The organism is Halostagnicola sp. A-GB9-2, assembly GCF_030068615.1.
Classification (GTDB): domain Archaea; phylum Halobacteriota; class Halobacteria; order Halobacteriales; family Natrialbaceae; genus Halostagnicola.
This window is the reverse complement of the sequence record NZ_JASJOC010000005.1, coordinates 280,264-303,928: the sequence shown is the minus strand read 5'-3', so window position 1 is coordinate 303,928 and position 23,665 is coordinate 280,264. Positions and strand designations below refer to the sequence as shown.

Sequence of the window (23,665 nt, the reverse complement as noted above, 5' to 3'; positions counted from 1 at the left end):
TCTCGACGTTCGACTGCACATCGCCGAACACCTCCGTGAAGAACTCGGCGAGCGGTTCAAGCCGCCACAGACGTTGCGTCGGAAGGTCAGGGCAGGCAACCTCGGAAAGAAGTCCGGCGAGGGGTTCTACGTCTGGGAGGACGGCGAACGCATCGACACGAGCGGCGATCGGGGTGGGGACGATGAGTGAGCTCGTGGACGACTACGATCTGCTTTCGGTCGAGGTCGGCAACCGCGCGGATCGCGTCGCGACGGTCGCGATCGAGCGACCGGACGCCCGAAACGCGCTCAACGGTCAGGTCCGGACGGAGCTCAAAGACGCCGTCGCCGCGGCCGACGCCGCCGACGACGTGCGCGTACTCGTTCTTACGGGCGGCGACGGCTCCGGCGCGTTCGTCGCCGGTGCGGACGTCACGGAGTTTCGGGATCGCGGCGTCGTCGAGCAGCGCGAGGCCAGCCAACGCCCGCGCGTCTACGAGACGGTCGATGACGCATCGATTCCCGTACTCGCCCGAATCAACGGCCACGCGCTCGGCGGCGGTTGCGAACTGGCACAGGCCTGTGACGTTCGGATCGCCGCCGCCGGATCGAAGCTCGGCCAACCCGAGATCAACCTCGGCATTATTCCCGGCGGCGGCGGGACCCAGCGCCTCACCCGCCTCGTCGGCGAAGGGCAGGCGATGCGGTTGATCCTCTCCGGGGAGTTGATCGACGCCGAGGAGGCCCGTGAAATCGGTCTTGTCGACGAGGTCCTCGAGGCGGACGAACTCGACGAGCGGGTCTACGAGCTGGCCGAGAAGATGGCGACCAAGAGTCCGATCGCCCTCGAGTTCGCCAAGAACGCGGTGAAGGCGAGTTCCCGGACGGGCCTCGAGGAGGGGCTGGATTACGAAGCGGAGTTGTTCGTGCAATTGTTCGCCACCGACGACAAAGACGAGGGGATCGACGCGTTCCTCGAGGGGCGCGAGCCGTCGTTTACCGGGGAATGACGAAGCGGAGGATAGGATCGAATCTCTCTCGAGCGAGTCTCTCCCGACGTTAGGGGAGGTATTCGTTCGTCGCGTGGTCTTCGACGTCGAACGAGTCGTCCGTAATTCCCGACTCTTCGAGTTCGTCCATCGCGAACTGGAGCGCCTCGAAGTCGACCTCGTACACCCCACGGTAGTAATCGTGCTCGGTCAGGTAGAAGGCGTCTATCTGTTCTTCGGGGACTTCGAAGTGATCGGCCGCCAGCGAGACGACCTCGTCCCGATTCTCCTCAACGTAGTCGATGATGTCGACGTAGTCTTCGGCCCACGTCCGGATCGCGTCCTCGTGGTCCTCGAGCGCGCGGTTGGCGGCGGCGATGTAGGCGAATGGATACTCCTGGTCGAACACCTCGTGGCTCGTGTAGACCGCGTTGAACTCGTCGCGGACGCCCGCGGCGAAAAGCGGCGGGAGAACGATGGCGTCGACGATGCCGTCTTCGGCGGCCGCCGGGAGCGCGCCGAACTCCTGTTCGACGTACTCGACGTCTTCTTCGGGATCCAATCCGAGATCCATCAACTTCCTGGTGTACGTGGCGTGTATTCCCGTATTAATCGCGTTGATCCCCAAACTCGCGCCTTCCATGTCTTCGGGTTCCGTGAGATCCGAACCGGGCGGGGAATAGACGGTAAATCCGTAGAAGTCGTCGTGGGCGTCCCAGAAATCGGTCGCGATTTTGGTGATCCCCTGTGGAACCGCATCTTCCATGATCGCGTTCGCGTAGCTTTCGGTCGTCACCTGCGCGATATCACACTCCCCCGCGGCCATCGCGTTCAGCGAATCGATCGTACTCGAATCGTTCGAGACGGTGAGTTCGTACTCCTCGCCGACGTTCTCGAGTTCCTCCTGAATCTCCGGAATGCCGAGCAACGATGCGAAGTTTTCGATCGGGACCGTAAAGTGATACGATAGCGTCGGTATTCCATCGTCCCCACCGAGACAACCCGCAATCCCCGTTAGCCCAGCTGCCGTTACAGCTGTCCCCGATTTGAGGAACCTTCTCCTGTTAACAGGTACCATACAACATAAATTGGGTCGCCTGTATATAAATAATTTCGTCAACGCGATACCACGAACCCCGTCGCTGGAACGAATTTTCGTCGTGGCGCATCGTCGACTTTGTTAGGAACGCCCGAGAACTCTCGCACTCACTCGAGTTCCGATCGGTTCCAACTCAGTGAGACCGCAAGATTAAATTATGTTGTTTGTGTACAATTGACTAGGTTATATGCTACGGTGGATCGTTCAGATGACCCGCATCGACGCCAGCTCTCGAAGTACCAACCAGTAACACACTCATGAAACGGCCATTACTCACGACGGACTATCTGGATCGGGCGGTGGATCTGTTCGGCGACGATATCGGCGTGATCGCCGACGACGGAACCGAATTCACGTACGGCGAGCTCGGCGAACGAGTTGATCGCCTATCGAACGCGCTGGACGACCGCGGCGTCGAAAAGGGTGACCGCGTCGCACTCCTCTCGCCGAACTCCCACTACTTCATCGAGACGTTGTACGCGACGATGCAGATCGGCGCGCTGTTCGTCCCGTTGAACTTCCGATTGCAACCGGAGGAGTACGATTACCTCGTCGACGACTGCGACCCGACCGTCCTCATCGCCGACTACGAGTACGCGGGCAAACTCGAGCACCTCAAGGGCGAGAGCGACCTCGAGTCGTGGATCGCCTACGACGCCGCCGCCGTCGACGGAGAGTGGGACGACTACGAAACGGTGCTCGAGGAGTCTTCGCCCGAACCGCCCGAAAACGTCGATATCTCCGAAGAGGACGACGCCACGATCCTCTACACCTCGGGGACGACGGGCGATCCGAAAGGGGTCGTCCACACCCATCGCATTCAGCACTACCACGCGATGATCCACGCCCACCACGTCGAGTTCGAGGACGACGACACAATCCTCTGGACCTCGCCGATGTTCCACATCAACGGCTGGGGGCACATCTACGGACTCACCGGCATCGGCGGCACGCACGTCATCCTCCGCAATTTCGATCCCGGAGCGGTTTTCGAGCGCATCCACGAGTACCACGTCTCTTTCCTTGGGGGTGCGCCGACCGTCCTGAACATGCTGCTCGAGTACCACGAGGAGGCCGACGTTCCGACGAGCGGCGAGAAGCCGGTTCGCGTCGAGACCGCCGCCAGTCCCCCGCCAAAGCAGACGATCCGGCGGACCGAGGACGAACTCGGCTGGCGGATCATCCACGCCTACGGCGCGACCGAAACCGGACCGCTGATCACGACCAGCAATTCCCGGCGCAAGATCGCGGACGGCGACAAGTACGACATCATCAACAAACCCGGCTTCGCGACGTTGAACACCAAGATACGGGTCGTCGACGAGGACGGCGAGGACGTCCCGACCGACGACGAGACGAAAGGCGAGGTCGTCGCTCGAGGCAACCAGGTCCTCGATCGGTACTGGAACAAGCCGGAGGCGACCGAACGGGCGTTCAACGACCGCGTCGACGACTGGTTCCACACCGGCGACATCGCGACCATCGACGAGAATAAGATGATTACGATCGTCGACCGCAAGAAAGACATCATCATCTCCGGCGGCGAGAACATCTCTTCAATCGAAGTTCAGGACACGATCTACGAGCACCCGGACGTACAGGTGGCCGCGGTTATCGCTGTCCCCCACGAGAAGTGGGGCGAGACGCCAAAAGCGCTCGTCGTCGCCCGCGACGGCTCGGACCTCACCGAGGACGAACTCATCGAGTTCACTCGAGACCACCTCGCCCACTACAAGTGCCCGACGCGAGTCGAATTCCGAGATTCGCTTCCACAGACGTCGACCGGGAAGATTCAGAAGTTCGAACTCCGGGAGGAACACTGGAGCGACGCAGAAGAGAACGTCAACTAGCGGTATCGTCCGCTTTCGGCGATAACGGCAGTTCTCCAGCGCCTCGAGTGCGTCGTCATCGAACTCGTACTGATTTTTGCTACCGGCGAACTCCGCCTCCGATAGAATTCGTCTGAAGGGACTCCTCCGAACGCGGTTCTCCGAAAGAATCACCCGGAATGGACCCGTTCGAGCGGAATCGAGCCGAGTTCAGTTCTCCGGACGCGGTGGTGTCTCGGCTCGAGCGACTCGGACGCTCGAGACCTTGTACTCGGGAATGCCGCTGGTCGGGTCGAACGACTCCTGGGTGAGTTCGTTGACGGCCCCCTTCGCGAAGTGCATCGGCATGAAGACGACGCCGCGGTCCGGTCGATCAGTCACCTGCGCATTGACAACGGTCGATCCGCGCCGCGATTCGACGGTGACAGTATCGCCGTCGCCGATCTCGAGTTGGTCGGCGGTGTCGGGATGAATTTCGACGAAGCTCTCGGCGACGTGAGACATGATCCCCTCGACGCGGCGAGTGAGCGTGCCGGTGTGGAAGTGATATAGCACCCGGCCAGTTGTCATCGTCAGCGGAAACTCCTCGTCGGGGAGCTCGTTCGGTTCGCCCAGATCCGCGGGGACGAACCGCGCTTTGCCGTCCGCGAAGTTGAATCCGTCCTCGTAGAGGTACGGCGTCCCCGGATCGTTCGCGTCCCGGCACGGCCACTGGAGACCGCCCTCGTTCTCGAGACGGTCGTGAGTGATCCCGCCGTAGATCGGCGTGAGGTCGGCTATCTCGTCCATCACCTCGGCGGGCGACTGGTAGGACCAGTCGTAGTCGAAGCGGTTCGCGAGCTCCTGGAGGATTCGCCAGTCTTGCCGAGCCGAACCCGGCGTGTCGACGGCTTTCCCGACCAGTTGCACGCGCCGCTCGGTGTTCGTGAACGTGCCGTCTTTCTCCGCGAACGACGCGGCAGGGAGTACGACGTCGGCGTGCTCGGCGGTCTCCGTGAGGAAGAGATCCTGCACGACGAGGAAATCAAGCGCCTCGAGGGCCTGCTCGGCGTGGCCGATGTCGGGCTCGGAAAGCGCCGGGTTCTCGCCCATGACGTACATGGCCTTGACGTTGCCTTCGTGGGCCTCCGTGAACGTCTCCGGCACCGTCAGCCCGACCTCCTCGGGCGGGCGTTCGCCCCAGACCTCTTCGAAGGCCTCGAGCGCGTCGGGATCGTCGACGGGCTGGTAGCCCGGCAGCGTGTTCGGAAGCGTTCCCATGTCGCCGCCTCCGCCCTGGACGTTGTTGTGGCCGCGGAACGGTGAGAGACCGGCGTTAGGCTTTCCGAGCTGACCGGTGACCAGCGCGAGGTTCGCCAGTGCGAGGACGTTCTGCGTACCGTGGGAGTGCTGGGTCATGCCCATCGCCCAGCCGAAGACGCAGGTCTCGGCGTCGGCGATGGTCTCGGCCGCGCTTTTCAATTCCTCCGGCGGGACGCCACAGAGCCGTTCGACCTCCTCGGGCGTGAACGGCTCGAGCTTCTCTTTCAGTTCGTCGAAGTGCTTCGTGCGTTCCTCGATGAACGCCTCGTCGTGGAGGTCGTTCCAGACGATGTATCGCGTGAGCCCGTTGATCCAGGCAACGTCGAAGCCCGGCTCGACTCGCGTGTACTGGTCGGCGTGTTCGGCGATGTCGATCTTCCGCGGGTCAAAGACGACGAGATCCGCGCCGTCCCGGACGTTCTGTTTGATTCGGGTCGCCAGCACGGGATGGCTTCCGGTCGTGTTCGAGCCGGTGATCAGGTAACAGTCGGTGTTTGCCACGTCCTCGATGCGGTTGGTCATCGCGCCGTAGCCGACGGTCTGTTTGAGCGCCGCGACCGTCGAGGAGTGACAGAGCCGCGCGCAGTTATCGATATTCTTCGTCCCGAGCACCTGTCGGGCGAACTTCTGCATCAGGTAGTTCTCCTCGTTGGTGCACTTCGAGGACGCAAAACAGGAGACGGCGTCCGGTCCGACATCGTCCACAATCGACGAGAGCTCCTCGACGACCCGCTCGAGAGCTTCCTCCCAACTCGCCTCCCGAAGCTGGCCGTTCTCGCGGATCAACGGCGTCTCGAGGCGGTCCTCGCTGTTGACGAAGTCGTAACCGAACTTCCCTTTCACGCAGGTCGAGAAGCCGTCGTTCGCGGGGGCGTGCTCCGAATCGGTCGGCCGGACGCCGAGCACTTCGCCGTCTTTCCCGTACACGTCGAATCGACAGCCGACGCTGCAGTAGCCACAGGTCGTTTCGGTCACGTCGACGTCGTCCAGACGGTGCTTCGAGACGAACTCCGCGATGTCGAACATCTGTCCCTCGGCGAGGACGCTCGAGGCCATCCCTTCCGCGGCGTGTTCGGCCTCGAGGAAAGCGCGTTTGCCTGCCCCCCGTAGGGCCGAACGGGCCTGCTGTTTCCCGCGTTGCATTACGCCGGCGACGCCCGAGAGCGAGTCCTCCGGCTCGGGGTCGACAGCCGCTGTGGCCTTCTCGTCGGAGCGGGCGGCTTTCTCGCCCTCGTCGTCCCCGTCGTACTCGATCGCTTTCCCGATCGAGTTCTTCTGTGTGAACCCGGGGATCGGCAGGGTTGCGCTGTCGACGAGGCCCTTCTCCGTGAGCGAACCGGTCGGACAGACGGTCGCGCAGTGTCCACAGGAGACACACGAGGAGCCGGCCATCGCCTCGCTCTCGTTCTGGAAGCCGATTCGGGTATCCTCACCGGTTCCTTCGATTCGCAGGACGCCTTCGACCTGCACGTCGTTGCAAGCTTCGACGCAGCGGTTACAGAGGATGCACTTGTTGCGGTCGATCTGGATGAACGGCGACGTGTCGTCGAGCGGTTCGTAGGCGTCCCGGTCGTCGAAGACGCCGTAGCGCGGATGTTCGACCTCCTGTTCGATGGCCGTGTCCTGCAGTTCACAGCGGCCGTTCTTTCCGCAGGTCGTACAGCGGAGGTTGTGATTCGAGAGCACCAGATCGAGGTTGACGTCCCGAACCTCCGCCGCCTCGGCATCGTCCGTTCGAACGTTCATCCCCTCCTCCGCGGGGTGGCTACACGAGGAGACCAGTCCGTGTTCTTCGGTCTCGACGACGCATGTCTGGCACGTGCTTCGCGGCCCGATTTCGTCGCTCTGGTCGTAGTGACAGAGCGCCGGAACGGACGAGCCGTCGCCGGCCGCCTCGAGTGCGTCGAGCACCGTTGCATCGCCGCTGACGGTGACCGATCGGCCGTCGACGGTGAGTGTCGTCGGACCGTCGCCGGTCGGCACGTCCGGATCGTTCGCCGTGCCGGTCTGGAAGTCTTCGGTTAGCGGCGTGCTCGGCTGTGGATCTTCGACGGAGGGGACGCCGGGAAGCGGCGACTGACCTGTTCCGGCCTGCGAATCGTCGTTCGAACTCACGACTGACTCACCTCGCATTCGCCGGCAGGACACCGGCCGTCCGTGTGTGCGGCGAACTCCGATTCGAACCGATTGAGCGCGGTCGTCACGGGACGGGCGGCGTCCCGTCCGAACCCGCAGACGCTCGAGCGTCCCATCACTCGGGCGAGTTCGCGGGCGTCTGCAACGATGTCCTGATCGTCGTAGGCGGCTCTGAGGAGTTCGGTCAGCTGGACGGAGCCTTCGCGACACGGAACGCATCGCCCGCAGTTTTGCTCGCGAGCGAAGGTGGCTCGTCGTCCGGCGAGCGCCACCGCACACCGATCGTCGCCGAACAGTTCAATCGATCCGTTCGTTCCGAGCCCCGACGACTCGAGGCCGCTCGCGTTCGCTGGCACGTCGAGTGACTCCGTGAGCCCGCCGAACGTTCCGCCGACGCATGCGACTTTCATCCGCTTTTCGGTCTCGACGGCCTCAAGAGCCGTCTCGAGGGTTGCACTCGTCGGAAGCTCGACGATTCCGCGAGCCTCGACAGCACCGCTGACGTCGAACAGTCGCGTCCCCGGATCGGCGTCGACGCCGACGACCGATTCGTCCGAGGCTAACTGCCGGATCTGGGCGAACGTCCGCGGCGTGTGGATAATCGTCGGCCGACCGTGGAGTCCGTACTCGGCCGGCCCCGGCGGTCGGCGTCGCGCCTCGAGGCGTTCGTTTCCTTCCAGCGACTCGAGTGCCATCGTCGGCTCACCAGCTTTGTACTCGTCGGGGCCGACGACGACTTCGACATTCACGTCGTGGCCGTCGAATGCGGCGACTGATTCGGCCGCAACGGTCGTCGTTCGCTGGACGCCGTCGTCCGATTCGTTGACGTAGACGACGACGTTCGGAGCGCCGATCAGGTTGGCGACCGCCACTGCGGGGTCGAGCACGCTGAACGGATCCGAACGCAACAGCAACGAGTCGACGGTTACCCGGTGATCGGCTTCGTTGGCGTTGACGACGACGACCGGCTCGCCGTCGGCGTCGATCGCAGTCTGCCAGCGGTCGCCGACGGGTTCGTGGCTGGCGTCGTCCCCTCGACCACGACCCCGAAGGCCGGCGTCGGAGACGAGTTCGAGCGGGGATTGGCCGTCCGATTCGGTCGTCTCGCTCGAGAGCACCGTCCCGCGAGCGAGGTAGTCGTCCTCGCTAATCGGGTCGACCCAGCCACAGGCCTCGAGGACGCGTCGCTCGCCGGTTTCGAGCCGGGAGCGTTCGGGTATCGGAAGGATCGCCGTTTCGGGGTCGTGTTCGCCGACCCACGTCGCCGTCTCGTCGGGTAGTTCTCCGTCGGCGAGCGCTTCGGTGGCGGCCGTTGCGGCGTCGGGCTTGCACTCGGTGATGAACGCGGTTTCTCCCTCCAGCGTCGCCAGCAGTAGCGGTTCGATCGCGGTCGCGCCGGTCGAGCCGACGTCGACGACCGGAACGTCACCCGTCGCGTCCGAGGCGGCAGTTCGTATCGCCGACGAACCCGTTGTTCCTGCCACGCGAACGACCGGTGACGACCCGCTTGTGTTCCCGTCCATTGATCGGACCCAGAGTGGCCGATGGTGTAAACCTTGTCTTCGACGGAGAACGCGGCAACGAGCTGGCGCGGCCGACGCGGCGATTTACGCCGGTAGTTACTCTCCGGTGAATTCGGGATCGCGCTTCTCCCGGAACGCGCGAATCCCCTCTCGGTGATCCGCCGTCTCGAGGAGGGTACTCTGGGCGTAGGATTCGAGCAAGCCGGCGGTCTGCGTATCGGTCTCGCGAGCGGCGTTGACGACGCGTTTGGCCAGGCCGACGGCCTGGGGCGGGCGTTCACACAGCGAGTCGGCGTACTCGAGCGCCGCGGCCTTCGGATCCGACTCGACCCGCTCGACGAGCCCGATTTCTCGTGCGCGCTCGCCGTCGACGAGCTCGCCGCTGAATATCATGTCTTTGGCAATTCCTGGACCGACGAGGGTGACGAACCGCGAACAGCCGCCCAGACCGGGAATCAGTCCGATATTGTGCTCCGGGAATCCGAGCGTCGCGTCCGGGGAGGCGATTCTGACGTCACACGCCAGCGCGAGTTCGAGCCCGCCGCCGACGCACGTTCCGTCCAGCGCCGCGAGCACGGGCTTTTCGATCTCCTCGAGTCCCTCGAAGGCTCTTCCGAGGATGCGAGAGTTCGATCGAAATTCCGCGGTCGTCCACGATTGGGCCTCTTCGAAGAGGCCGACGTCGGCTCCGACCGAAAACACGTCGTCGGCCCCGGTGAACACGCCGACCCGAACGCGGTCCTCGCGGAGCACGTCGACCGCTTCGGCCAGTTCGTGGCGCATCTGTTGGTCGATCGCGTTCACCGGATCGTTGTCGAGCCGAACGGTCGCGATTCCATCTTCGACGGATACCTCGAGCGTTTCGAATGCCATACCCAACCGTTTGGCTCCCGACCGTTTTGATTCTATTGTCTCTCCGTCCGCGTACTCGTGTCCGTGAGCGAGACGACTATCGCCTCGCTCACCGTCCATCGCTACCGACGCGAGCACCTCCGATACAGGGGTTCTCGGCCCCGCCGCGGGTTTCGACGTAGCTGTCGTGGTACTCCATGAGTTGAAACAGTGTGCCGGTCGGGTTCGCCGGCGAAACGAACGCTTCCGTCCAGTCGTCTCGTTCCGTATAGTCGACGATTCGAACCGCTTCGTCCCCGAGCGCCCCGATGATCCCGTCGATATCGGCCACCTCGAGGGTCACGTGATGGAGTCCTGGTCCGTTTTCCTCGAGGTAGTTCGTCAAAAACGTGTCCTCGGCGATCGGCGCGATGAGTTCGATCCGCGAGGCGTCGCCGAGTTCGTAGTAGGCCCATCTGAATTCGTCGTCGACCGGCTCTTCGAGTATCTTCTCACAACCGAGCGCCTCGAGAAACGGTTCGCCAGTCTCGATCGAATCGATGGCGATCCCGACGTGGTCGACCCGAATCGGAACGTCGTGTGCTGTCATTACACACTCGTATAGGCGATCCGAACACAAAGAGATTCGCGTCGGCGAAACCCCCTACTCCCACTCGGGCTGGCGGTTCTCGAGGAACGCCGATAACCCTTCGTCGAAGACATCCGAATCGCTCATCCGTTTGATGGCGGCTCGTTCCTCCTCTAGGTGCTGGTCGAGGTGACCCTCGAAGACGGTGTCGACGAGTTCCTTCGTCCGAGCGTAGGTCTCCGTCGGTCCGTTCGCGTACTCGATCGCTCGTTCGGTAACCCTGTCGACGAACGTCGCTTCCGGGCCGTCGAAACACTCGTTTGCCAGCCCGAGATCGACGGCTTCGCTCGCCGTAATCGGTTCGGGATCGAAAAACAGCTCGCGGGCCTTGTACGGGCCGACCGTTTTCACGAGGAAGAACGGGGCCGCGTTATCGGGGGTAAGGCCCACTCGAGCGTAGCCCGTGTTGAGAACGGCGTCCTCGTGCATGTAGACGAGATCCGACGCGAGGACGAATCCGAGTCCGCCGCCCGCGGCGACGCCGGTGACACCCGCGATAACCGGTGCCGGAAAGCTCCGAACGGATCGGATGAACCGGTTCGACGCGCCGGCGATCGTGTCTATTTTCGCCGAACGCATCTCCTGTGGCGTCTGTTCGATCTCGTCGAGGTCCGCTCCGGCCGAGAACACCGGCTCGCCGTAGAGGACGATGGCGTCGACCTCCCCGGAGAGCGACTCGACGGCGGTTGCCAACGCTTCGACACTCGAGGGGTGGAACACGTTCAACGACGTTTCGTTCGCTTCGAGAACGAGTCGCGCGACGGACTCGTCTTCGATGTGTTCGATGCGAACTGATTCGTGGACGCGTTCGGTCTCTGTAATCACGGTCGTTCACTCCTGTAGAAATCCATTATTTAACACCGAGGTATGACTCCATCGCCTCACGATCCGTCGCCAACTCGTCGGCGGGTGACTCGTGGACGATTTCGCCCGTCTCGAGAACGTAGGCGTAATCCGCCAGCCCGAGGGCCATCTCCGCGTTCTGTTCGACGAGCAGGATTGTCACGCCGTCCTCGTTGAGTTCTCGAATGATATCCTCGACGTCGTCGACGATCTGCGGTGCCAGCCCTTCGGACGGTTCGTCGAGCAATAGGAGGTCAGTTTCGGGACCCAGCAGTGCGCGGGCAATGGCCAGCATCTGCTGTTCGCCGCCGCTCATCGTCCCGGCGTCCTGTCCCCTTCGCTCGTCGAGTCGGGGGAATCGTCGATAGATCTCTTCGAACTGATCGGCCTGTTCATCGTCACCGCTGTGGGCCGCGAGTCGGAGGTTTTCCTCGACGGTCAGTCCGCTGAAGACGCGTCGTTCTTCGGGAACCCACGAGATCCCCTCCTTTCGAATTTCGTGGGGATCTCGGGCCTGTATCTGCTCGCCCCCTTTGACGATTTGCCCGTTCGTAACGGGGGTCAGCCCCATGATGCTCCGGATCGTCGTCGTCTTCCCGGCTCCGTTTCGGCCGACCAGGGCGACGACATCGCCCCGGTCGACTGTGAGCGACAGATCGAACAGGATGTGGCTCTCTCCGTAGTGGGTGTCGATCGAGTCGACGGACAGCAGGGGGTCGCCTCCATCGGTCCGGCGTCGTCCTTGATCGTGCCCGGATTCAGTCACGGTCACCACCTCCGAGGTACGCTTCCTGCACGCGGTCGTCTTGCTGTATCTCCTCCGGCGTTCCGCGAGCGAGCAAGGAGCCCATGTTCATCACGGCGATGCGATCCGAAATATCCATCACGATCTCCATATCGTGCTCGATGAGGACGAGCGTGACGTCCTCTGCGATTTCCGTGATCAACTCGACTGTCTCTCGGGTCTCTTCGGGACTCATCCCTGCGGTGGGTTCGTCCATCAACAACAGGTCTGGATCGGCCGCAAGCGAAATCGCGATTTCGAGGTGCCGACGCTGGCCGTAGGAAAGGTTCGCGGCCCGTCGCTGGGCGACGTCTCCCAGGTGGACCCGCTCGAGCACCCTCCTCGCTTCATCGATCGGTTCTTGGACCGACCCGTGGTGTCGTACGAAATCGGTCGGCCGAAAGCCGGTCTGGCGCGCCTGGGTGGCGAGCCGGACGTTCTCGAGGGTCGTTAGCTCGCTGAAGAAGTTCGTGATCTGGTACGACCGAACGATTCCGTCCGCGACGATTTCGTGGGGCTTCCTCCCGCCGATGTCGACGCCGCGGAATTTGATGGAACCGCTCGTCGGCTCGTGCTTTCCGGTAAAGAGGTTGAACAGCGTCGTCTTTCCGGCCCCGTTGGGGCCGATGATCGAGTTGATCGTTCCGGACTCGATTTCGAGCGACACGTCGTCCACTGCGGTCAGTGCTCCGAACTTTTTGGTGAGTCCGTTCGTCTCGAGGACGATGCCGCCTTCGAACTCCGTCGGGTTCGGCTCTGTTGTCGTGGTAGTCATAGTTATCCTCTCACCGCTTCGAGATAGTCTCGAACTGCCTGTTTTGCGTTCTCGACCGCGCTACCCGGATCGTTTCGGAGCGAGATTAGGATTCCGGCCAGTCCCCGCGGCGCGAAGATGACGACGCCGACGAATATCCCGCCGAGGATGATCTCCCAGCTCGCAAAGCCGGCGAGTTGCTCCTCGAGCAGGACGACCAGTCCGGCACCGAGCATCGGCCCCCAGAGCGTTCCCATGCCTCCGAGCAGTAGCATGACGATGAGTTCTCCGCTTATCATCCAGTGGAGTAACCCGGGGTGGGCAACGCTCTGGAACGGAACGTACAGGCCGCCGGCGAGCCCGGCGAAACCGCCGCTGATCGCGAAGCCGACCACTTTGTACCGCTGTACGTCGTATCCGATAAATTCGATTCGTTCTTCGTTCTCACGGATTCCTTGCAAGACCCGTCCGAACTGGGAGTTCGCGAGACGGATGATTATCGCGAGCGAGAGTGCGACAAGCCCGAGCGTCAGGTAGAAGTACATAAGCGTCGACGTGAAGTCGATCCCGAACAGCTCGTACATCCCGATGCCGTAGAGACCGTTGTCGCCGCCGGTGACCGAGCCTCGGTCGAGGATAGTCGCCGGGAGGTCGGTGAACGCGACCACGTAGAACATCTGTGCGAACGCGAGGGTGAGCATCGCGAAGTAAATTCCTCGCGCTCGAACGCTCAACCAGCCGATCAACGCTGCGATGACGACGCCGGCGACGACGGCTATCGGTAACACGACGAGCGCGTGGGGGGTTACTTCGGTGATCACGATCGCGGCTGCGTAGCCGCCGGCACCGAACATCGCGGCGTGCCCGAACGAGAGGAGTCCCGCGTAGCCGAAGACGAAGTCCAGGCTCAACGCGAGCAGCGCGAAGATCATCATCCGAACCATGAGGTTCAACCAGAAGGGGTGGATCATCTGGACGATCGGTGCTGCGACCGCGAGTACCGCGATGGAAACGAGCAGCGCGAACCGCCCCTGACTCGAGAGGAGCTGATTGCCCGTCCTCGAGTGCGTGCTTCGGTCGAAGAATTCGGTAACTGCTTTCATCTATGCTGCCTCCGTTGTGCCGAAGAGTCCGCTCGGTTTGATCATCAGTACGACGGCCATTAACAGGAACAGGAACAGTTCGGTCAGCGTGGGCGCGATCAGCGCGCCGTAGGCGCTGACGAGTCCGATCAGTAACGCGCTGTAGACCGCGCCGCGGAAACTTCCCAGTCCGCCGATGACGACGATGATGAACGCTTCGATGATGACGTTGAATCCCATTCCCGGGTGAACGGATTGCGTTCCGCTCAAGAGCACGCCGGCGACGCCGGCGAGGACGGCCCCAAACACGAACACACCGGTGAACACCTTCGAGACGTCGATGCCGAGCGCGTTCACCATTTCGGTGTCGTGTGCGCTTGCGCGCATCAGTATCCCCAGATTCGACCGTTCGATGCCGATCCAGACGAGTCCGATCAGGACGGTACTGAAGGCGAAGACGAACAGCCAGTACAACGGGTAGTTAACCGGTCCAATCGGGACCGATCCCGAGAGGATCTCGGGGACCGAAATCCGCCTCGATTGGCCGCCCCAGATCTGGAGGATCGCCCCCTGTATCATGATCGCGATCCCGAAGGTCAACAGGATGTGATAGAGCGGGTTTCGTCCGTACAACGGGCGAAGCGATAAAATTTCGATAGCCGCGCCGATAACGCCGACGATGAGGGGTGCGAGCAACAGCGCCAGCCAGAAGCTCCCGAGCTGTCCGGCGATAACCGTCCCGAGGTAGGCCCCGAGCATGAACAACGCTCCGTGGGCGAAGTTGATCACGTCGAGCATCCCGAAGATGAGGGTTAGTCCCGCCGCAATAAGCGCGAGCGTCATCCCTAACTGGAGCCCGAGCAACGTCGCACGTATGATCGCTTCAACCATTCGTCGGTATCACTCCGTCCGTCGCGATTCCACAGTGCTGGTGACGCGTCCGTCGAACGATGTCACCGCTTTCGCCTGCCCGCTCGAGACAAATTAGTAGTTTAGAAATCATGTCCGTTAGAGACTGCAACCCCAGTCCGGTCCTTCGACCTGTTCGATCGTATCGATCACTTCGTTCTCGACCTCGAAATCCTCGTCGTCGCTCTCGACGACTTCCCGGATGTGCATGTCCTGGATGGCCTCGTGTGTATCCGGATTGAACTGGAAGTGGCCGCGCGGACTGTCGAGTTCCAGTCCGGCGAGGGTGTCGGCCATCTCATCCGGATCGGTGCCGCCGGTTTCCTCGACTGCGGCGCTGAAAGCCTGTGCCGAGTCGTATCCTTGGCAGGCGTAGACGTTCGCTGATTCGTGGTCATACATCTCGCTGTAGTTGTCGACGAACTCCCGGTTGCGCTCCGTGTCCTGTGTCGTCGTGTAGTGAAGCAGTGAGTACATCCCCTCGGCGGCGTCGCCCTGGGCCGGAAGCGTGTCCTCCGAGAGCAAGAATCCGCTTCCGGTCTGGGTCATCTCTTCGTTCAGTCCGAAGTCGTTGAAGTCGCTGACGTAGTTGACCGCGTCGTCGCCGGCGAAGAACGAGTAGACGGCGTCGGCTCCGGAATCTTCGATATCGCCGAGGTACGTCGAGTAATTGTCCGTCCCGAGCGGGATGCCGACCTCCTCGACGATTTCGCCGCCCGCCTCTTCGAACGCTTCGCCGAAGAATTCCTTGGAGTTCTGCCCGAAGGCGTAGTCCGCGTAGGCGAGACACACGTTGTCGGCGACGTTATCGTACACCCACTCGGCGAGCGGAGCGCTCGTTTGCCAGTCGTTGAACGACGTCCGGAAGTGGTAGTCGAGACACCCTTCCTCCGTAACGCGGTAGTCTCCCGCGTTCGCGTTGAGCCAGATCGCACTCGATTCGGCTTCGACGATCCCCATCATCGCGATCGCGACGGCACTCGAGACGGGGCCGACGATCGCATCCGCACTCTCTTCGACCAGTAGCTCTCGGGTGACATCCACGCCGCGGTCGGTGTCCGCTTCGGTATCGAGCTGGACGGTGTTTACCTCCTCGCCGTTGATTTCTCCGCCCTGTTGCTCGAGGAACATCTCGAACCCGTTGACGATGCTTTCCCCCAGGAACGCGTACGTTCCGGTGAACGGGAGCGCGTAACCGACTGTGAGCCCGTCGTCACCTCCTCCCATACAGCCTGCAAACGTCGCGGTGATACCGGCCGCGGTGGTCCCTGCCAGGTACTTTCGACGAGAGAGCATCGATGAGGCCCCTCCGCTCCCCTGGTTCGTACTACCGTCCCCCTGATTGCTAGTCATATCCGTGTCTCTGCGAGACATATGAGTTGTGTGCACACCACACGTATATATAACTTTTGTTAATGTACGTGGGTGAATCACCGATACGATCGCTATCGCGTGGATTTAAATATCTCCGCTTGGTATGCGCTACTACATGACAGGAGAAGTTGAGACGATCGAGCAGGCCGTTTCTCGAATCGATTCGGGCAGCTCGATCGCGGCCGGGCTCGCACTCGAGCATTCGATCCCCTTCGCGGCAGGACACGAACTGCTCCGGCAGGGAACCGACGACCTCACGATGATCGGACCAATCAGCGACTTGCTGTTCGATCAGCTAATCGGCGGCGGCGCGGTTTCCCGCGTTCGGGCCGCCTGGGCTGGAAACGTCAGCGCCGGGACGGGGTATCGATTCAGGGAAGCCGTCGAGAACGGAACGGTCGACGTCGAGGACCACTCGAACTTTAGCATCGCGCTCGCCCTAAAAGCCGGGGCGATGGGGGTCCCTTACCTCCCAACCAAGTCGTTGATTGGAAGCGACATCTTCGAACGAAGTGACCTGTTCCTCGAGGAATCCGATCCCTTCGGCGGCGATCAACTCGCGCTCGTCCCGGCGATCGAACCCGACTGGACGATCGTTCACGCACAGCGCGCGAGTCCCGCGGGGGATGCCCACCTCTGGGGGAACATGGGAATTACCGACCCCGCGGTGGGCGCCGCCGAAAACGTTCTCGTCACCGCCGAGGAAATCGTCGATCCGGACGTCATCAAGAGCGACCCGAGCAGGGTCGGAATCACTCGAGACAAGGTGACGGCTGTCGCAGAGTGTCCCTTCGGGGCACATCCGTCGCCAGTCGCGGGCTACTACAACCGGGACAACGAGTACTATCTGGAGTACAGCACCCAGACGAAAACGCAGTCGGCCTATGACGAGTGGGCAGACGAGTGGGTGTATGGCGTTTCCGACCGCGAAGAGTACGAGTCTCTCGTCGAACGAGAGCTCGGGATAACCGAGCCGACCATCGCCGCGGAGGTGCAGTATGGCCAGTAAGACGTACACGGACCGTGAGTTGATGGTCACCGCGGCCGCGAGCGAGATCGAGGACAGCGATACAGTCTTCGTCGGAATGCGGTTACCCCTTATCGCGTTTCAGGTCGCGGTGAGTACGCACGCCCCGAATTCGATGGCGGTCTACGAAAGCGGCGTCGTCCGGGACTCCCCCGCCGACGGGTTTATTCACACGATGTGCGATCTTCCGAATCTGAACCGGGCGGTGTCGACGACGGGAATGATCGACATCATGTCCCGTCTCCAGCGCGGTGACGTCGACGTCGGCTTCCTGGGCGGTGCCGAAATCGACCGGTACGGCAACCTGAACACGACCTGGGTTCAGGGCGGCGAGCAAGAGATCCGCCTCCCCGGAAGCGGTGGTGCCTGTGATATCGCTTGCATGGCAGATCGAACGGTGTTGCTCATGCCCCACGAACCTCGTCGGTTTGTCGAGGAGGTAAACTACGTTACGAGCCCCGGTCACTCGAGCGACGGGAGCGGTCGGGATACCCATCCGCAAGCTGGCGGTGGGCCGAGCGCACTCGTGACCTCGAAGGCAACGTTCGGGTTCGACGACGACGGCGAACTCTACCTCCGAAGCCTCCATCCAGGCGTCAGCGAGTCGGAAGTCGTCGCCGACTTCCCGTGGGAGATGAACACGGCCGAAGATGTCGATGAGGGCTCGGTGACGACGACCGCGGAGCCGGCGACGGCGGAACTCGAGTTGATCCGGACGTTCGACCCTGACGGGTTCTGGACCTGACGGACGAGTGACCGATCACGAGTCGAGACTCGAGGCCGTTCGACCGAACTGTCCTCGAAAGTACCACGTCGTGATTGATCCTTCCGCGTTTTTTCACACTCGTAACTTCCATCCTATTTCTCGAGAGAAGAACCGTTAGGTATATCATTTTAAGCTATGATAAACTAATCGTACATGCAGCCAAACGTTTCAACTGAGTCTCTACCAGATGAGGAGGACGCCCCGGATTACATCTATCCGGTTCCGGAAGCCCATTACCCCCAACAGCTGAACGTCGTCGACGAACTACTCGATCGGCACGTTCGAGAGGGCCGCGGTGATAACATCGCGATCCGCTTCGAAGATCGAACGATCACCTACGAGGAGTTACAGTCACGGGTGAACCGATTGGGGAACGCGCTCCGAGATTCGGGCGTCGAAGCCGGCGACCGAGTCGTCGTTCGATTCCCGAACCGACCGGAGGCGGTCGTCTCGTGTCTGGCAATCCAAAAGATCGGAGCCGTCGCACTGCCGTCGATGAAACTCCTTCGAGCCAAAGAACTCGAGTACATCATCAACAACGCCGAAGCGACGACGGTCATCGTGTACGACGACCTCCTCGAGGAAGTCGAAAATGCGCTTCCCGAACTCGAAACCGTCGAGAACGTCGTCGTCGCCGAGCGAAACGGTGTCGAGCATGGCTATCACAGTTACGACGGCCTCCTCGAGGACGGAGACGAGGAACTCGAGACCTACGAAACCGCCCGCGAGGATCTAGCACTGATGCTCTATACGAGCGGGACGACGGGTCGACCGAAAGGGGCGGTTCACACCCACCGGCAGGTGCTGGCATCCGCGGACACCTACGCGCGGTACTGTCTGGAACCGACGGAGGAAGACGTCTTCGGCGGCAACCCGCCGCTCCCGTTCGCGTACGGATACGGCGACCTCGTGACGTTCCCGCTCCGGTTCGGTGCGAGCACGAGCCTGGTCGAGGACGCCTCACCCGGCGACCTCCTCGAGGCCGTCGAAAATCACGGCGTTTCGGTCCTCTGTTCGATTCCGACGGGATTCAATCAGATGCTCTCCCAACATCCTGACGGACCGGAGGAATACGATATTTCGTCGCTCAGGGTCGGCCTCAGCGCGGGTGAACCGCTAACCCCGACGACTTTCGAGAGCTTCGAAGACGAGTACGGGATTCCGCTGCTGGACGGCATCGGGACCACGGAGATGCTTCACATTTTCATCAGCCATCGCCACGACGATGAGATCGACCCCAGCGCGACCGGATTCCCGGTGCCGGGCTACGAGTGCAAGATTATCGACCCCGACACGGGCGAGGAACTCTCTCGAGGCGAGGCCGGACTGCTCGCCGTTCGCGGCCCGACCGGTATCGAGTACTGGAACCGTCCGGAGAAACAACTCGAGGCGGTCGAAGACGGCTGGTCGGTGCCGGGAGATATCTTTGTCCAGCGCGAAGACGGCCGACTGGAGTACAAATCGCGAAGCGACGATCTCATCATCTCGAGCGGGTACAACATCCCCGGCCCCGAGGTCGAAGCTGTCGTTCAAGAGCACGAGTCAGTCTCGGAGGTCGCCGTAACCGCGAGTCCTGACGAAGAACGCGGCGAAATCGTGAAAGCGTTCGTCGTCCTGACCGAGGACGCGACGGGAAGCGACGACCTCGTCGACGAAATTCAGAATCACGTCAAGAATACTCTCGCGCCATATAAGTACCCTCGAGCGGTCGAGTTCATGGAAACGCTCCCGCGAACGGAAACGGGCAAGATTCGCCGAACCGAACTGCGTGATCGTGAACAGTAGTAACGCCGCCGACATCGAAATGGCCCGTTCCATGATACCGTTTCGCTAGCATTTGTCTCCACCTCGGATCCGGCTGCTGTACGGGACAGTCGAACCGTGTCCATCGATCGGGTAATCGATTTTTGTTCGTTCAACGGTGTGACGACGTTTCGCCGCGTATCCGGACGTTCTCTCTCTTCTCGAGCCGTATCGGTCGTTGTAAGTTCCGGTCACGTGTAACGAACCGCGGGTTTTGCCCCGAGATACCGGGTTTTGGAGGGAATACGGAGGGCGTAAACACATAGTGTATACGGTATCCGTATTTAAGATTTTCAGGGCCTCTGGCGGCCGTTCTCTACCAATTGGGTTATTCATCACGATAAATGTTCACTAACCACATGTTCTGACGAGAATGAGATTACACCAATACGAATGTAAACCTCTCCGTTGCAATGCTCGAGTCACGCAACGGTACCGTCTCCGTTTCGTTCGATAGTGGCGTGAGGATCGATCTCTCCGTAGACGTGCAATGTATACGTAAACCGTATACAATCTATTGGGAATCGTATACTGCAGCCATTCCGTGACGGACCGGCTGTCGTTTACACCCTGTGGCGAGCGGTTCCATTCACCAGCGTTGGCACTATCGTTCAAAAACTGTCGAAAACGAACTTGGTGACCGTCTATCAGGGGCTCTCGTCGGTCCGAATGCGGAGGTCGGATCTCGGCTTCGCGATGCAGGTCAACGCGTACCCTTCCTCTTTCTCGCTCTCGGAGAGGAACATTCCCTCTGTCTGTTCGACCTCGCCGTCCTCGACGACCATGCCACAACAGACCCCGCAGACACCCATTCGACACTGGTAGGGCGGTGCGAGTCCCGCTTCCTCGGCCGCCTCGAGTACCGGCTTGTTCGCCGGCACTTCGATCGTCCGCCCTTCGTCGACAAACTCGACTGTGTAACTCTCGACCATAGTCAGTGGTCCTGATCGATCGATTTTTCGAAGACGTGTTCGACGGGGTCGAAGTCCTCGGATCCGTAGAACCCCTGCGATTGGTCGTCGCCCTCGATGGTGTCGACGCGATAGAAGTCGACGTCCTTCGAGGACTGGGAGAACCACTCGTGAACTTCGTCCAGCAGTGCGGTGCCGACGCCGTTCCCTCGGTGTCCTTCCGAGACGAAGTGACCGTTGATGTATCCGTGATTTTGGAGCCGAAAGATCGGATGATTCCCCATGATGCGCGCCTCGAGCACGCCGACGAGGTCTCCCGACGCTTCGTGTTCGGCGACGATCACCGTTCCGTACTTCGACTCGAGCAACTGGCTCTCGAAGTACTGGAGCCACCGATCGTTTGCGCTCTCTTTGTGTTGATACCGCTCATCGTACTTCGAGAGGTGCTCGGTAAACCCGTGCCAGAGTTCCAGTAATTCCTCGCCGTCATCGGCACTCGCTTGGCGTATTTCGTACGACATGTACTACTGTCTGAGTTGGACTACCAAAAAAGGCACTGATAGAAAAATGGTACGCGCTGACATATGGGGGCGGTCCGAGTCGGTTCGCTACTGCACCGGAGTAGTTACGGCTTCGAGGTCGACGTGGGTGTGGAACGTTCGTGGCGGTCATACGGGCGCGCTAACAGGGCAATCCCGTCGGTAATTCGGCCGGAAAATACACTAAGCGTATACAGAAAACAATTATAACCCTGGGGTGTCAACAGATAGTTGGACGAAACGAGCTATGCCCACGGAAAAGCAATTCAAGAACGAACTCCAGAACGGAAAGATGATCGAATCGACCGACGAAATGACCGACGGGTACAAAGAGGCCCTCAAACAGATCCTGTTGGTTTCGGGTGATACGGAGCTGATGAGTGCGCCAGCGTACTACGATCAGTCGCTCAACGCACCGTCGCTCGACGCACGCGCGTCGTGTATCAGCGTTATTCAGGACGAACTCGGTCACGGCCACATCGCCTATCGCCTGCTCGAGGACCTCGGCGAGGACCGAGAGGAACTCATCTACGAACGCGAACCCCACGAGTTCCGTAACACGTACGGGTTCGACCAGCACATCGACAACTTCGCCGAACTCGTCACGGCACACGGGATATTCGATCGCGCCGGTATCGTGCTCCTCAGCGATATCCACGAGAACACCTCCTACGCGCCGTGGAAGCGCGCGCTCACGAAGGTGAGCAAGGAAGAACAGTTCCACCTCCGTCACGGCGAAACCTGGATGCGTCGGCTCGCGAACAACAGCGAGAAGACCAAACAACACCTCCAGGAAGCGATCGACTGGATGTTCCCGATGGGCGTCGAGTGGTTTGGCATGCCCGACGACAAGAAAAAACACGACGACCAACTCGAGTACCGCATCAAAGGCAAGTCCAACGACGAACTCCGTCAGGACTGGCTCTCGCGGACGCTCCCGCTCATGGACGAACTGGATCTCGACGTTCCCGCCCACTACAGCGAGGACCGCGACGAATACGTCCTCGAGTACGATCTTCCGGTCGCGTTCGACGCCGCTAACAAAGAGTGGCGCTTCGACGAACCGATTTCGTGGTCCGCCGTCATGGACCGGTGGCGCTCGCGCGGTCCCGCCAACGAAAAGTACGTGAACATGGTTCAGTCCGGAAAAGTCGAGCTCGAGGGGTAACGATGTCGAGTGCACGCGCGAACGCAGCGGAGTCGGTAGGGGGCGGCCAGATCAGCGAGTTCGTCGAGCGCCGCCGCGCCGACGCGACGCCGTTCGAACGGGAACTTTGGGACATGATCGACGAAATCCCTGACCCGCACATTCCCGTCAGCCTCGTGGAAATGGGCATGATCTACGATGTCGAGGCGATCGACGGTCGGGTCACGGTCGAGATGACCTACCCCTGTATGGGCTGTCCCGCCTACGACATGATCCAGAACGATATCAACAGTTGCCTGTCCCTGACCGACGGCGTCGACGACGTCGATGTCGAGGTCGTCTGGGACCCCGTCTGGTCGAAGGACATGCTCTCCGAACCGGTTCGTGAAAAGATGCGCAAGTCGGGAATCAGCCTCTAACTATGAAGTACGAAGTATTCGCACGAATCAATCAAGGCGACGATACCACGCACATCGGTAACGTCACCGCACAGAGCGACAGACTAGCAAAGATGTACGCCTACAATACGTTCGACGAGGAAGACTGGAACTACCTGACCGTGGTTCGCGAAGAAAACCTCCTGGAAGTGACCGGCACGCAGCCCAAACGCGAGGTGGCCGCCGGTGAGTGAGTGGCCCGAACCGGCAGTCGACTACGTGCAGGCGATCTCCGATACGAAGCTCGTCCTTGGACACCGGTACGCGGAGTGGAGCCTCTCCGGTCCCTCGCTCGAGGACGATATCGGCGGTGCGAGCGCGGCCCAGGAAGAGATCGGCCACGTCCGCCAGTTGGCCCGGGAACTCGAAAGCCAGGGACGAGACCTCGACTGGTTGAACGGCCAACGGGAGCCCGAGGCGTTCTCGAACGCCGCATGCCTCGACAGCATCGAGGGCACCTGGACGGAGTACGTCGCGTCTATCGCACCCGCAGACCGCGCCGCGTGGTACCTGCTCGATGCGATCGATCGGGATGACCTCGATGGACTGATCACCAAGATGGGCGAGGACGAGTACTTCCACCTCGAGTACCACGACGCCCGTCTCGAGACGCTCGCGGAAGACAATCCTGAGACCGTCCAGCGCACGCTCGAGACGACGTTACCGCAGGCGCTCGCGTTGATCGGTCCGGAAGCCTACGACGAGGACGCCGATCCGGTCTTCGAAACCGGATTTACGGACCGCCCGATCGCCAAGATCCGGGCGGCGTACATCGAACACTACCGACGCCTCTTCGACGGTACCGACGTTTCGCTCGAGAACGTCGACTGGGACCAACCCGCCCTCGAGGACTGGGACGAAACCAGACGACGAACCGGCTCCGGTTCGATCAGTCAAACTGACGTCGAGCAGCTTCGCGGCGAGAAAAACAAGCTGTTTACGATGAACTAAC

At 61.3% G+C, this 23,665-nt stretch carries 23 protein-coding genes; 10 read left to right on the top strand and 13 right to left on the bottom strand.

Features of this window, described 5'->3' with window-relative positions; translation table 11 throughout:
• On the top strand, positions 1 to 190 hold a 190-nt coding region (locus QNM96_RS14730; RefSeq protein ID WP_283837283.1), incomplete at its 5' end, for a 3-hydroxyacyl-CoA dehydrogenase family protein.
• Positions 183 to 989 carry an enoyl-CoA hydratase-related protein gene (locus QNM96_RS14725; RefSeq protein ID WP_283837281.1) on the top strand — a complete coding sequence of 269 codons (807 nt, stop codon included), beginning with the start codon at positions 183 to 185 and terminating at the stop codon, positions 987 to 989. The genes QNM96_RS14730 and QNM96_RS14725, both read left to right, overlap by 8 nt.
• Positions 990 to 1,038: 49 nt before the next feature.
• On the opposite strand, the gene QNM96_RS14720 is transcribed toward QNM96_RS14725, so the two are convergent.
• The gene (locus tag QNM96_RS14720; RefSeq protein WP_283837278.1) at positions 1,039 to 2,046 is read right to left on the bottom strand and encodes a twin-arginine translocation signal domain-containing protein; all 1,008 of its coding nucleotides are present in this window, start codon (positions 2,044 to 2,046) and stop codon (positions 1,039 to 1,041) included.
• A 278-nt stretch (positions 2,047 to 2,324) separates the two neighbouring features.
• On the opposite strand from QNM96_RS14720, the gene QNM96_RS14715 reads away from it, so the two are divergent.
• Positions 2,325 to 3,917, top strand: a complete 1,593-nt coding sequence (locus QNM96_RS14715; protein ID WP_283837277.1) for a long-chain-fatty-acid--CoA ligase — start codon at positions 2,325 to 2,327, stop codon at positions 3,915 to 3,917.
• A 189-nt stretch (positions 3,918 to 4,106) separates the two neighbouring features.
• Here QNM96_RS14715 and fdhF read toward each other — a convergent pair whose 3' ends face one another.
• The 10 genes from fdhF to QNM96_RS14665 all read right to left on the bottom strand — a co-directional run bounded on the left by fdhF (position 4,107) and on the right by QNM96_RS14665 (position 16,083).
• Positions 4,107 to 7,313 (bottom strand): formate dehydrogenase subunit alpha, encoded by a 3,207-nt coding sequence (fdhF, locus tag QNM96_RS14710; protein ID WP_283837276.1) that lies wholly within the window; start codon positions 7,311 to 7,313, stop codon positions 4,107 to 4,109.
• Positions 7,310 to 8,857, bottom strand: coding sequence for an NADH-ubiquinone oxidoreductase-F iron-sulfur binding region domain-containing protein (locus tag QNM96_RS14705; protein ID WP_283837275.1), 1,548 nt, complete (start codon positions 8,855 to 8,857; stop codon positions 7,310 to 7,312). Before QNM96_RS14705 ends, fdhF begins: the two co-directional genes overlap by 4 nt.
• Positions 8,858 to 8,953: 96 nt before the next feature.
• Entirely contained in the window at positions 8,954 to 9,730 is a 777-nt protein-coding gene (locus QNM96_RS14700; RefSeq protein ID WP_283837274.1) for an enoyl-CoA hydratase/isomerase family protein, read from the bottom strand.
• Between the two features lie 88 nt (positions 9,731 to 9,818).
• Positions 9,819 to 10,298, bottom strand: a complete 480-nt coding sequence (locus QNM96_RS14695) for a VOC family protein (RefSeq protein ID WP_283837272.1) — start codon at positions 10,296 to 10,298, stop codon at positions 9,819 to 9,821.
• Positions 10,299 to 10,352: 54 nt separating this feature from the next.
• Positions 10,353 to 11,162 carry an enoyl-CoA hydratase/isomerase family protein gene (locus QNM96_RS14690; RefSeq protein ID WP_283837271.1) on the bottom strand — a complete coding sequence of 270 codons (810 nt, stop codon included), beginning with the start codon at positions 11,160 to 11,162 and terminating at the stop codon, positions 10,353 to 10,355.
• Between the two features lie 25 nt (positions 11,163 to 11,187).
• Positions 11,188 to 11,946, bottom strand: a complete 759-nt coding sequence (locus QNM96_RS14685; RefSeq protein ID WP_283837269.1) for an ABC transporter ATP-binding protein — start codon at positions 11,944 to 11,946, stop codon at positions 11,188 to 11,190.
• Positions 11,939 to 12,739: an ABC transporter ATP-binding protein gene (locus QNM96_RS14680; RefSeq protein WP_283837267.1), complete on the bottom strand. Its 801-nt coding sequence runs from the start codon at positions 12,737 to 12,739 to the stop codon at positions 11,939 to 11,941. The genes QNM96_RS14685 and QNM96_RS14680 overlap by 8 nt, the downstream gene beginning before the upstream one ends.
• Before the next feature lie 2 nt (positions 12,740 to 12,741).
• Positions 12,742 to 13,821: a branched-chain amino acid ABC transporter permease gene (locus tag QNM96_RS14675; protein ID WP_283837266.1), complete on the bottom strand. Its 1,080-nt coding sequence runs from the start codon at positions 13,819 to 13,821 to the stop codon at positions 12,742 to 12,744.
• The gene (locus QNM96_RS14670; protein ID WP_283837264.1) at positions 13,822 to 14,691 is read right to left on the bottom strand and encodes a branched-chain amino acid ABC transporter permease; all 870 of its coding nucleotides are present in this window, start codon (positions 14,689 to 14,691) and stop codon (positions 13,822 to 13,824) included.
• Between the two features lie 117 nt (positions 14,692 to 14,808).
• The gene (locus tag QNM96_RS14665) at positions 14,809 to 16,083 is read right to left on the bottom strand and encodes an ABC transporter substrate-binding protein (protein WP_283837262.1); all 1,275 of its coding nucleotides are present in this window, start codon (positions 16,081 to 16,083) and stop codon (positions 14,809 to 14,811) included.
• A gap of 115 nt (positions 16,084 to 16,198) precedes the next feature.
• Here QNM96_RS14665 and QNM96_RS14660 point away from each other — a divergent pair, with 115 nt between their 5' ends.
• From QNM96_RS14660 to QNM96_RS14650, 3 genes are all read left to right on the top strand, one after another.
• Entirely contained in the window at positions 16,199 to 17,092 is an 894-nt protein-coding gene (locus QNM96_RS14660; protein WP_283837261.1) for a CoA-transferase, read from the top strand.
• Entirely contained in the window at positions 17,082 to 17,855 is a 774-nt protein-coding gene (locus QNM96_RS14655) for a CoA-transferase (protein ID WP_283837260.1), read from the top strand. Before QNM96_RS14660 ends, QNM96_RS14655 begins: the two co-directional genes overlap by 11 nt.
• A gap of 174 nt (positions 17,856 to 18,029) precedes the next feature.
• The gene (locus tag QNM96_RS14650; RefSeq protein ID WP_283837259.1) at positions 18,030 to 19,661 is read left to right on the top strand and encodes an acyl-CoA synthetase; all 1,632 of its coding nucleotides are present in this window, start codon (positions 18,030 to 18,032) and stop codon (positions 19,659 to 19,661) included.
• Positions 19,662 to 20,326: 665 nt separating this feature from the next.
• Here QNM96_RS14650 and QNM96_RS14645 read toward each other — a convergent pair.
• A complete protein-coding gene (locus QNM96_RS14645) occupies positions 20,327 to 20,611 on the bottom strand; it encodes a 2Fe-2S iron-sulfur cluster-binding protein (RefSeq protein ID WP_283837258.1) in 285 nt (94 codons plus the stop codon).
• Between the two features lie 2 nt (positions 20,612 to 20,613).
• Positions 20,614 to 21,111, bottom strand: coding sequence for a GNAT family N-acetyltransferase (locus QNM96_RS14640; protein WP_283837257.1), 498 nt, complete (start codon positions 21,109 to 21,111; stop codon positions 20,614 to 20,616).
• Between the two features lie 265 nt (positions 21,112 to 21,376).
• Here QNM96_RS14640 and QNM96_RS14635 point away from each other — a divergent pair, with 265 nt between their 5' ends.
• The 4 genes from QNM96_RS14635 to QNM96_RS14620 are packed head-to-tail and all read left to right on the top strand — an operon-like array spanning position 21,377 to position 23,664.
• Entirely contained in the window at positions 21,377 to 22,297 is a 921-nt protein-coding gene (locus tag QNM96_RS14635; RefSeq protein ID WP_283837255.1) for a Phenylacetic acid catabolic protein, read from the top strand.
• A gap of 2 nt (positions 22,298 to 22,299) precedes the next feature.
• Positions 22,300 to 22,695: an iron-sulfur cluster assembly protein gene (locus QNM96_RS14630; protein WP_283837253.1), complete on the top strand. Its 396-nt coding sequence runs from the start codon at positions 22,300 to 22,302 to the stop codon at positions 22,693 to 22,695.
• 2 nt (positions 22,696 to 22,697) lie between these two features.
• On the top strand, positions 22,698 to 22,907 hold the full coding sequence (locus QNM96_RS14625) for a phenylacetic acid degradation PaaB family protein (RefSeq protein WP_283837252.1): 210 nt from the start codon (positions 22,698 to 22,700) through the stop codon (positions 22,905 to 22,907).
• Positions 22,900 to 23,664, top strand: coding sequence for a Phenylacetic acid catabolic protein (locus QNM96_RS14620; RefSeq protein WP_283837250.1), 765 nt, complete (start codon positions 22,900 to 22,902; stop codon positions 23,662 to 23,664). Before QNM96_RS14625 ends, QNM96_RS14620 begins: the two co-directional genes overlap by 8 nt.
• Position 23,665 lies beyond the last annotated feature (1 nt).

Excerpts from the sequence above, each read along its gene's own strand:
- QNM96_RS14725 (WP_283837281.1), top strand. The coding sequence starts at position 183 with ATGAGTGAGCTCGTGGACGACTACGATCTGCTTTCGGTCGAGGTCGGC.
- QNM96_RS14720 (WP_283837278.1), bottom strand. The coding sequence starts at position 2,046 with ATGGTACCTGTTAACAGGAGAAGGTTCCTCAAATCGGGGACAGCTGTA.
- QNM96_RS14715 (WP_283837277.1), top strand. The coding sequence starts at position 2,325 with ATGAAACGGCCATTACTCACGACGGACTATCTGGATCGGGCGGTGGAT.
- QNM96_RS14705 (WP_283837275.1), bottom strand. The coding sequence starts at position 8,857 with ATGGACGGGAACACAAGCGGGTCGTCACCGGTCGTTCGCGTGGCAGGA.
- QNM96_RS14700 (WP_283837274.1), bottom strand. The coding sequence starts at position 9,730 with ATGGCATTCGAAACGCTCGAGGTATCCGTCGAAGATGGAATCGCGACC.
- QNM96_RS14695 (WP_283837272.1), bottom strand. The coding sequence starts at position 10,298 with ATGACAGCACACGACGTTCCGATTCGGGTCGACCACGTCGGGATCGCC.
- QNM96_RS14680 (WP_283837267.1), bottom strand. The coding sequence starts at position 12,739 with ATGACTACCACGACAACAGAGCCGAACCCGACGGAGTTCGAAGGCGGC.
- QNM96_RS14675 (WP_283837266.1), bottom strand. The coding sequence starts at position 13,821 with ATGAAAGCAGTTACCGAATTCTTCGACCGAAGCACGCACTCGAGGACG.
- QNM96_RS14670 (WP_283837264.1), bottom strand. The coding sequence starts at position 14,691 with ATGGTTGAAGCGATCATACGTGCGACGTTGCTCGGGCTCCAGTTAGGG.
- QNM96_RS14665 (WP_283837262.1), bottom strand. The coding sequence starts at position 16,083 with ATGTCTCGCAGAGACACGGATATGACTAGCAATCAGGGGGACGGTAGT.
- QNM96_RS14660 (WP_283837261.1), top strand. The coding sequence starts at position 16,199 with ATGACAGGAGAAGTTGAGACGATCGAGCAGGCCGTTTCTCGAATCGAT.
- QNM96_RS14655 (WP_283837260.1), top strand. The coding sequence starts at position 17,082 with ATGGCCAGTAAGACGTACACGGACCGTGAGTTGATGGTCACCGCGGCC.
- QNM96_RS14650 (WP_283837259.1), top strand. The coding sequence starts at position 18,030 with ATGCAGCCAAACGTTTCAACTGAGTCTCTACCAGATGAGGAGGACGCC.
- QNM96_RS14645 (WP_283837258.1), bottom strand. The coding sequence starts at position 20,611 with ATGGTCGAGAGTTACACAGTCGAGTTTGTCGACGAAGGGCGGACGATC.
- QNM96_RS14640 (WP_283837257.1), bottom strand. The coding sequence starts at position 21,111 with ATGTCGTACGAAATACGCCAAGCGAGTGCCGATGACGGCGAGGAATTA.
- QNM96_RS14635 (WP_283837255.1), top strand. The coding sequence starts at position 21,377 with ATGCCCACGGAAAAGCAATTCAAGAACGAACTCCAGAACGGAAAGATG.
- QNM96_RS14630 (WP_283837253.1), top strand. The coding sequence starts at position 22,300 with ATGTCGAGTGCACGCGCGAACGCAGCGGAGTCGGTAGGGGGCGGCCAG.
- QNM96_RS14625 (WP_283837252.1), top strand. The coding sequence starts at position 22,698 with ATGAAGTACGAAGTATTCGCACGAATCAATCAAGGCGACGATACCACG.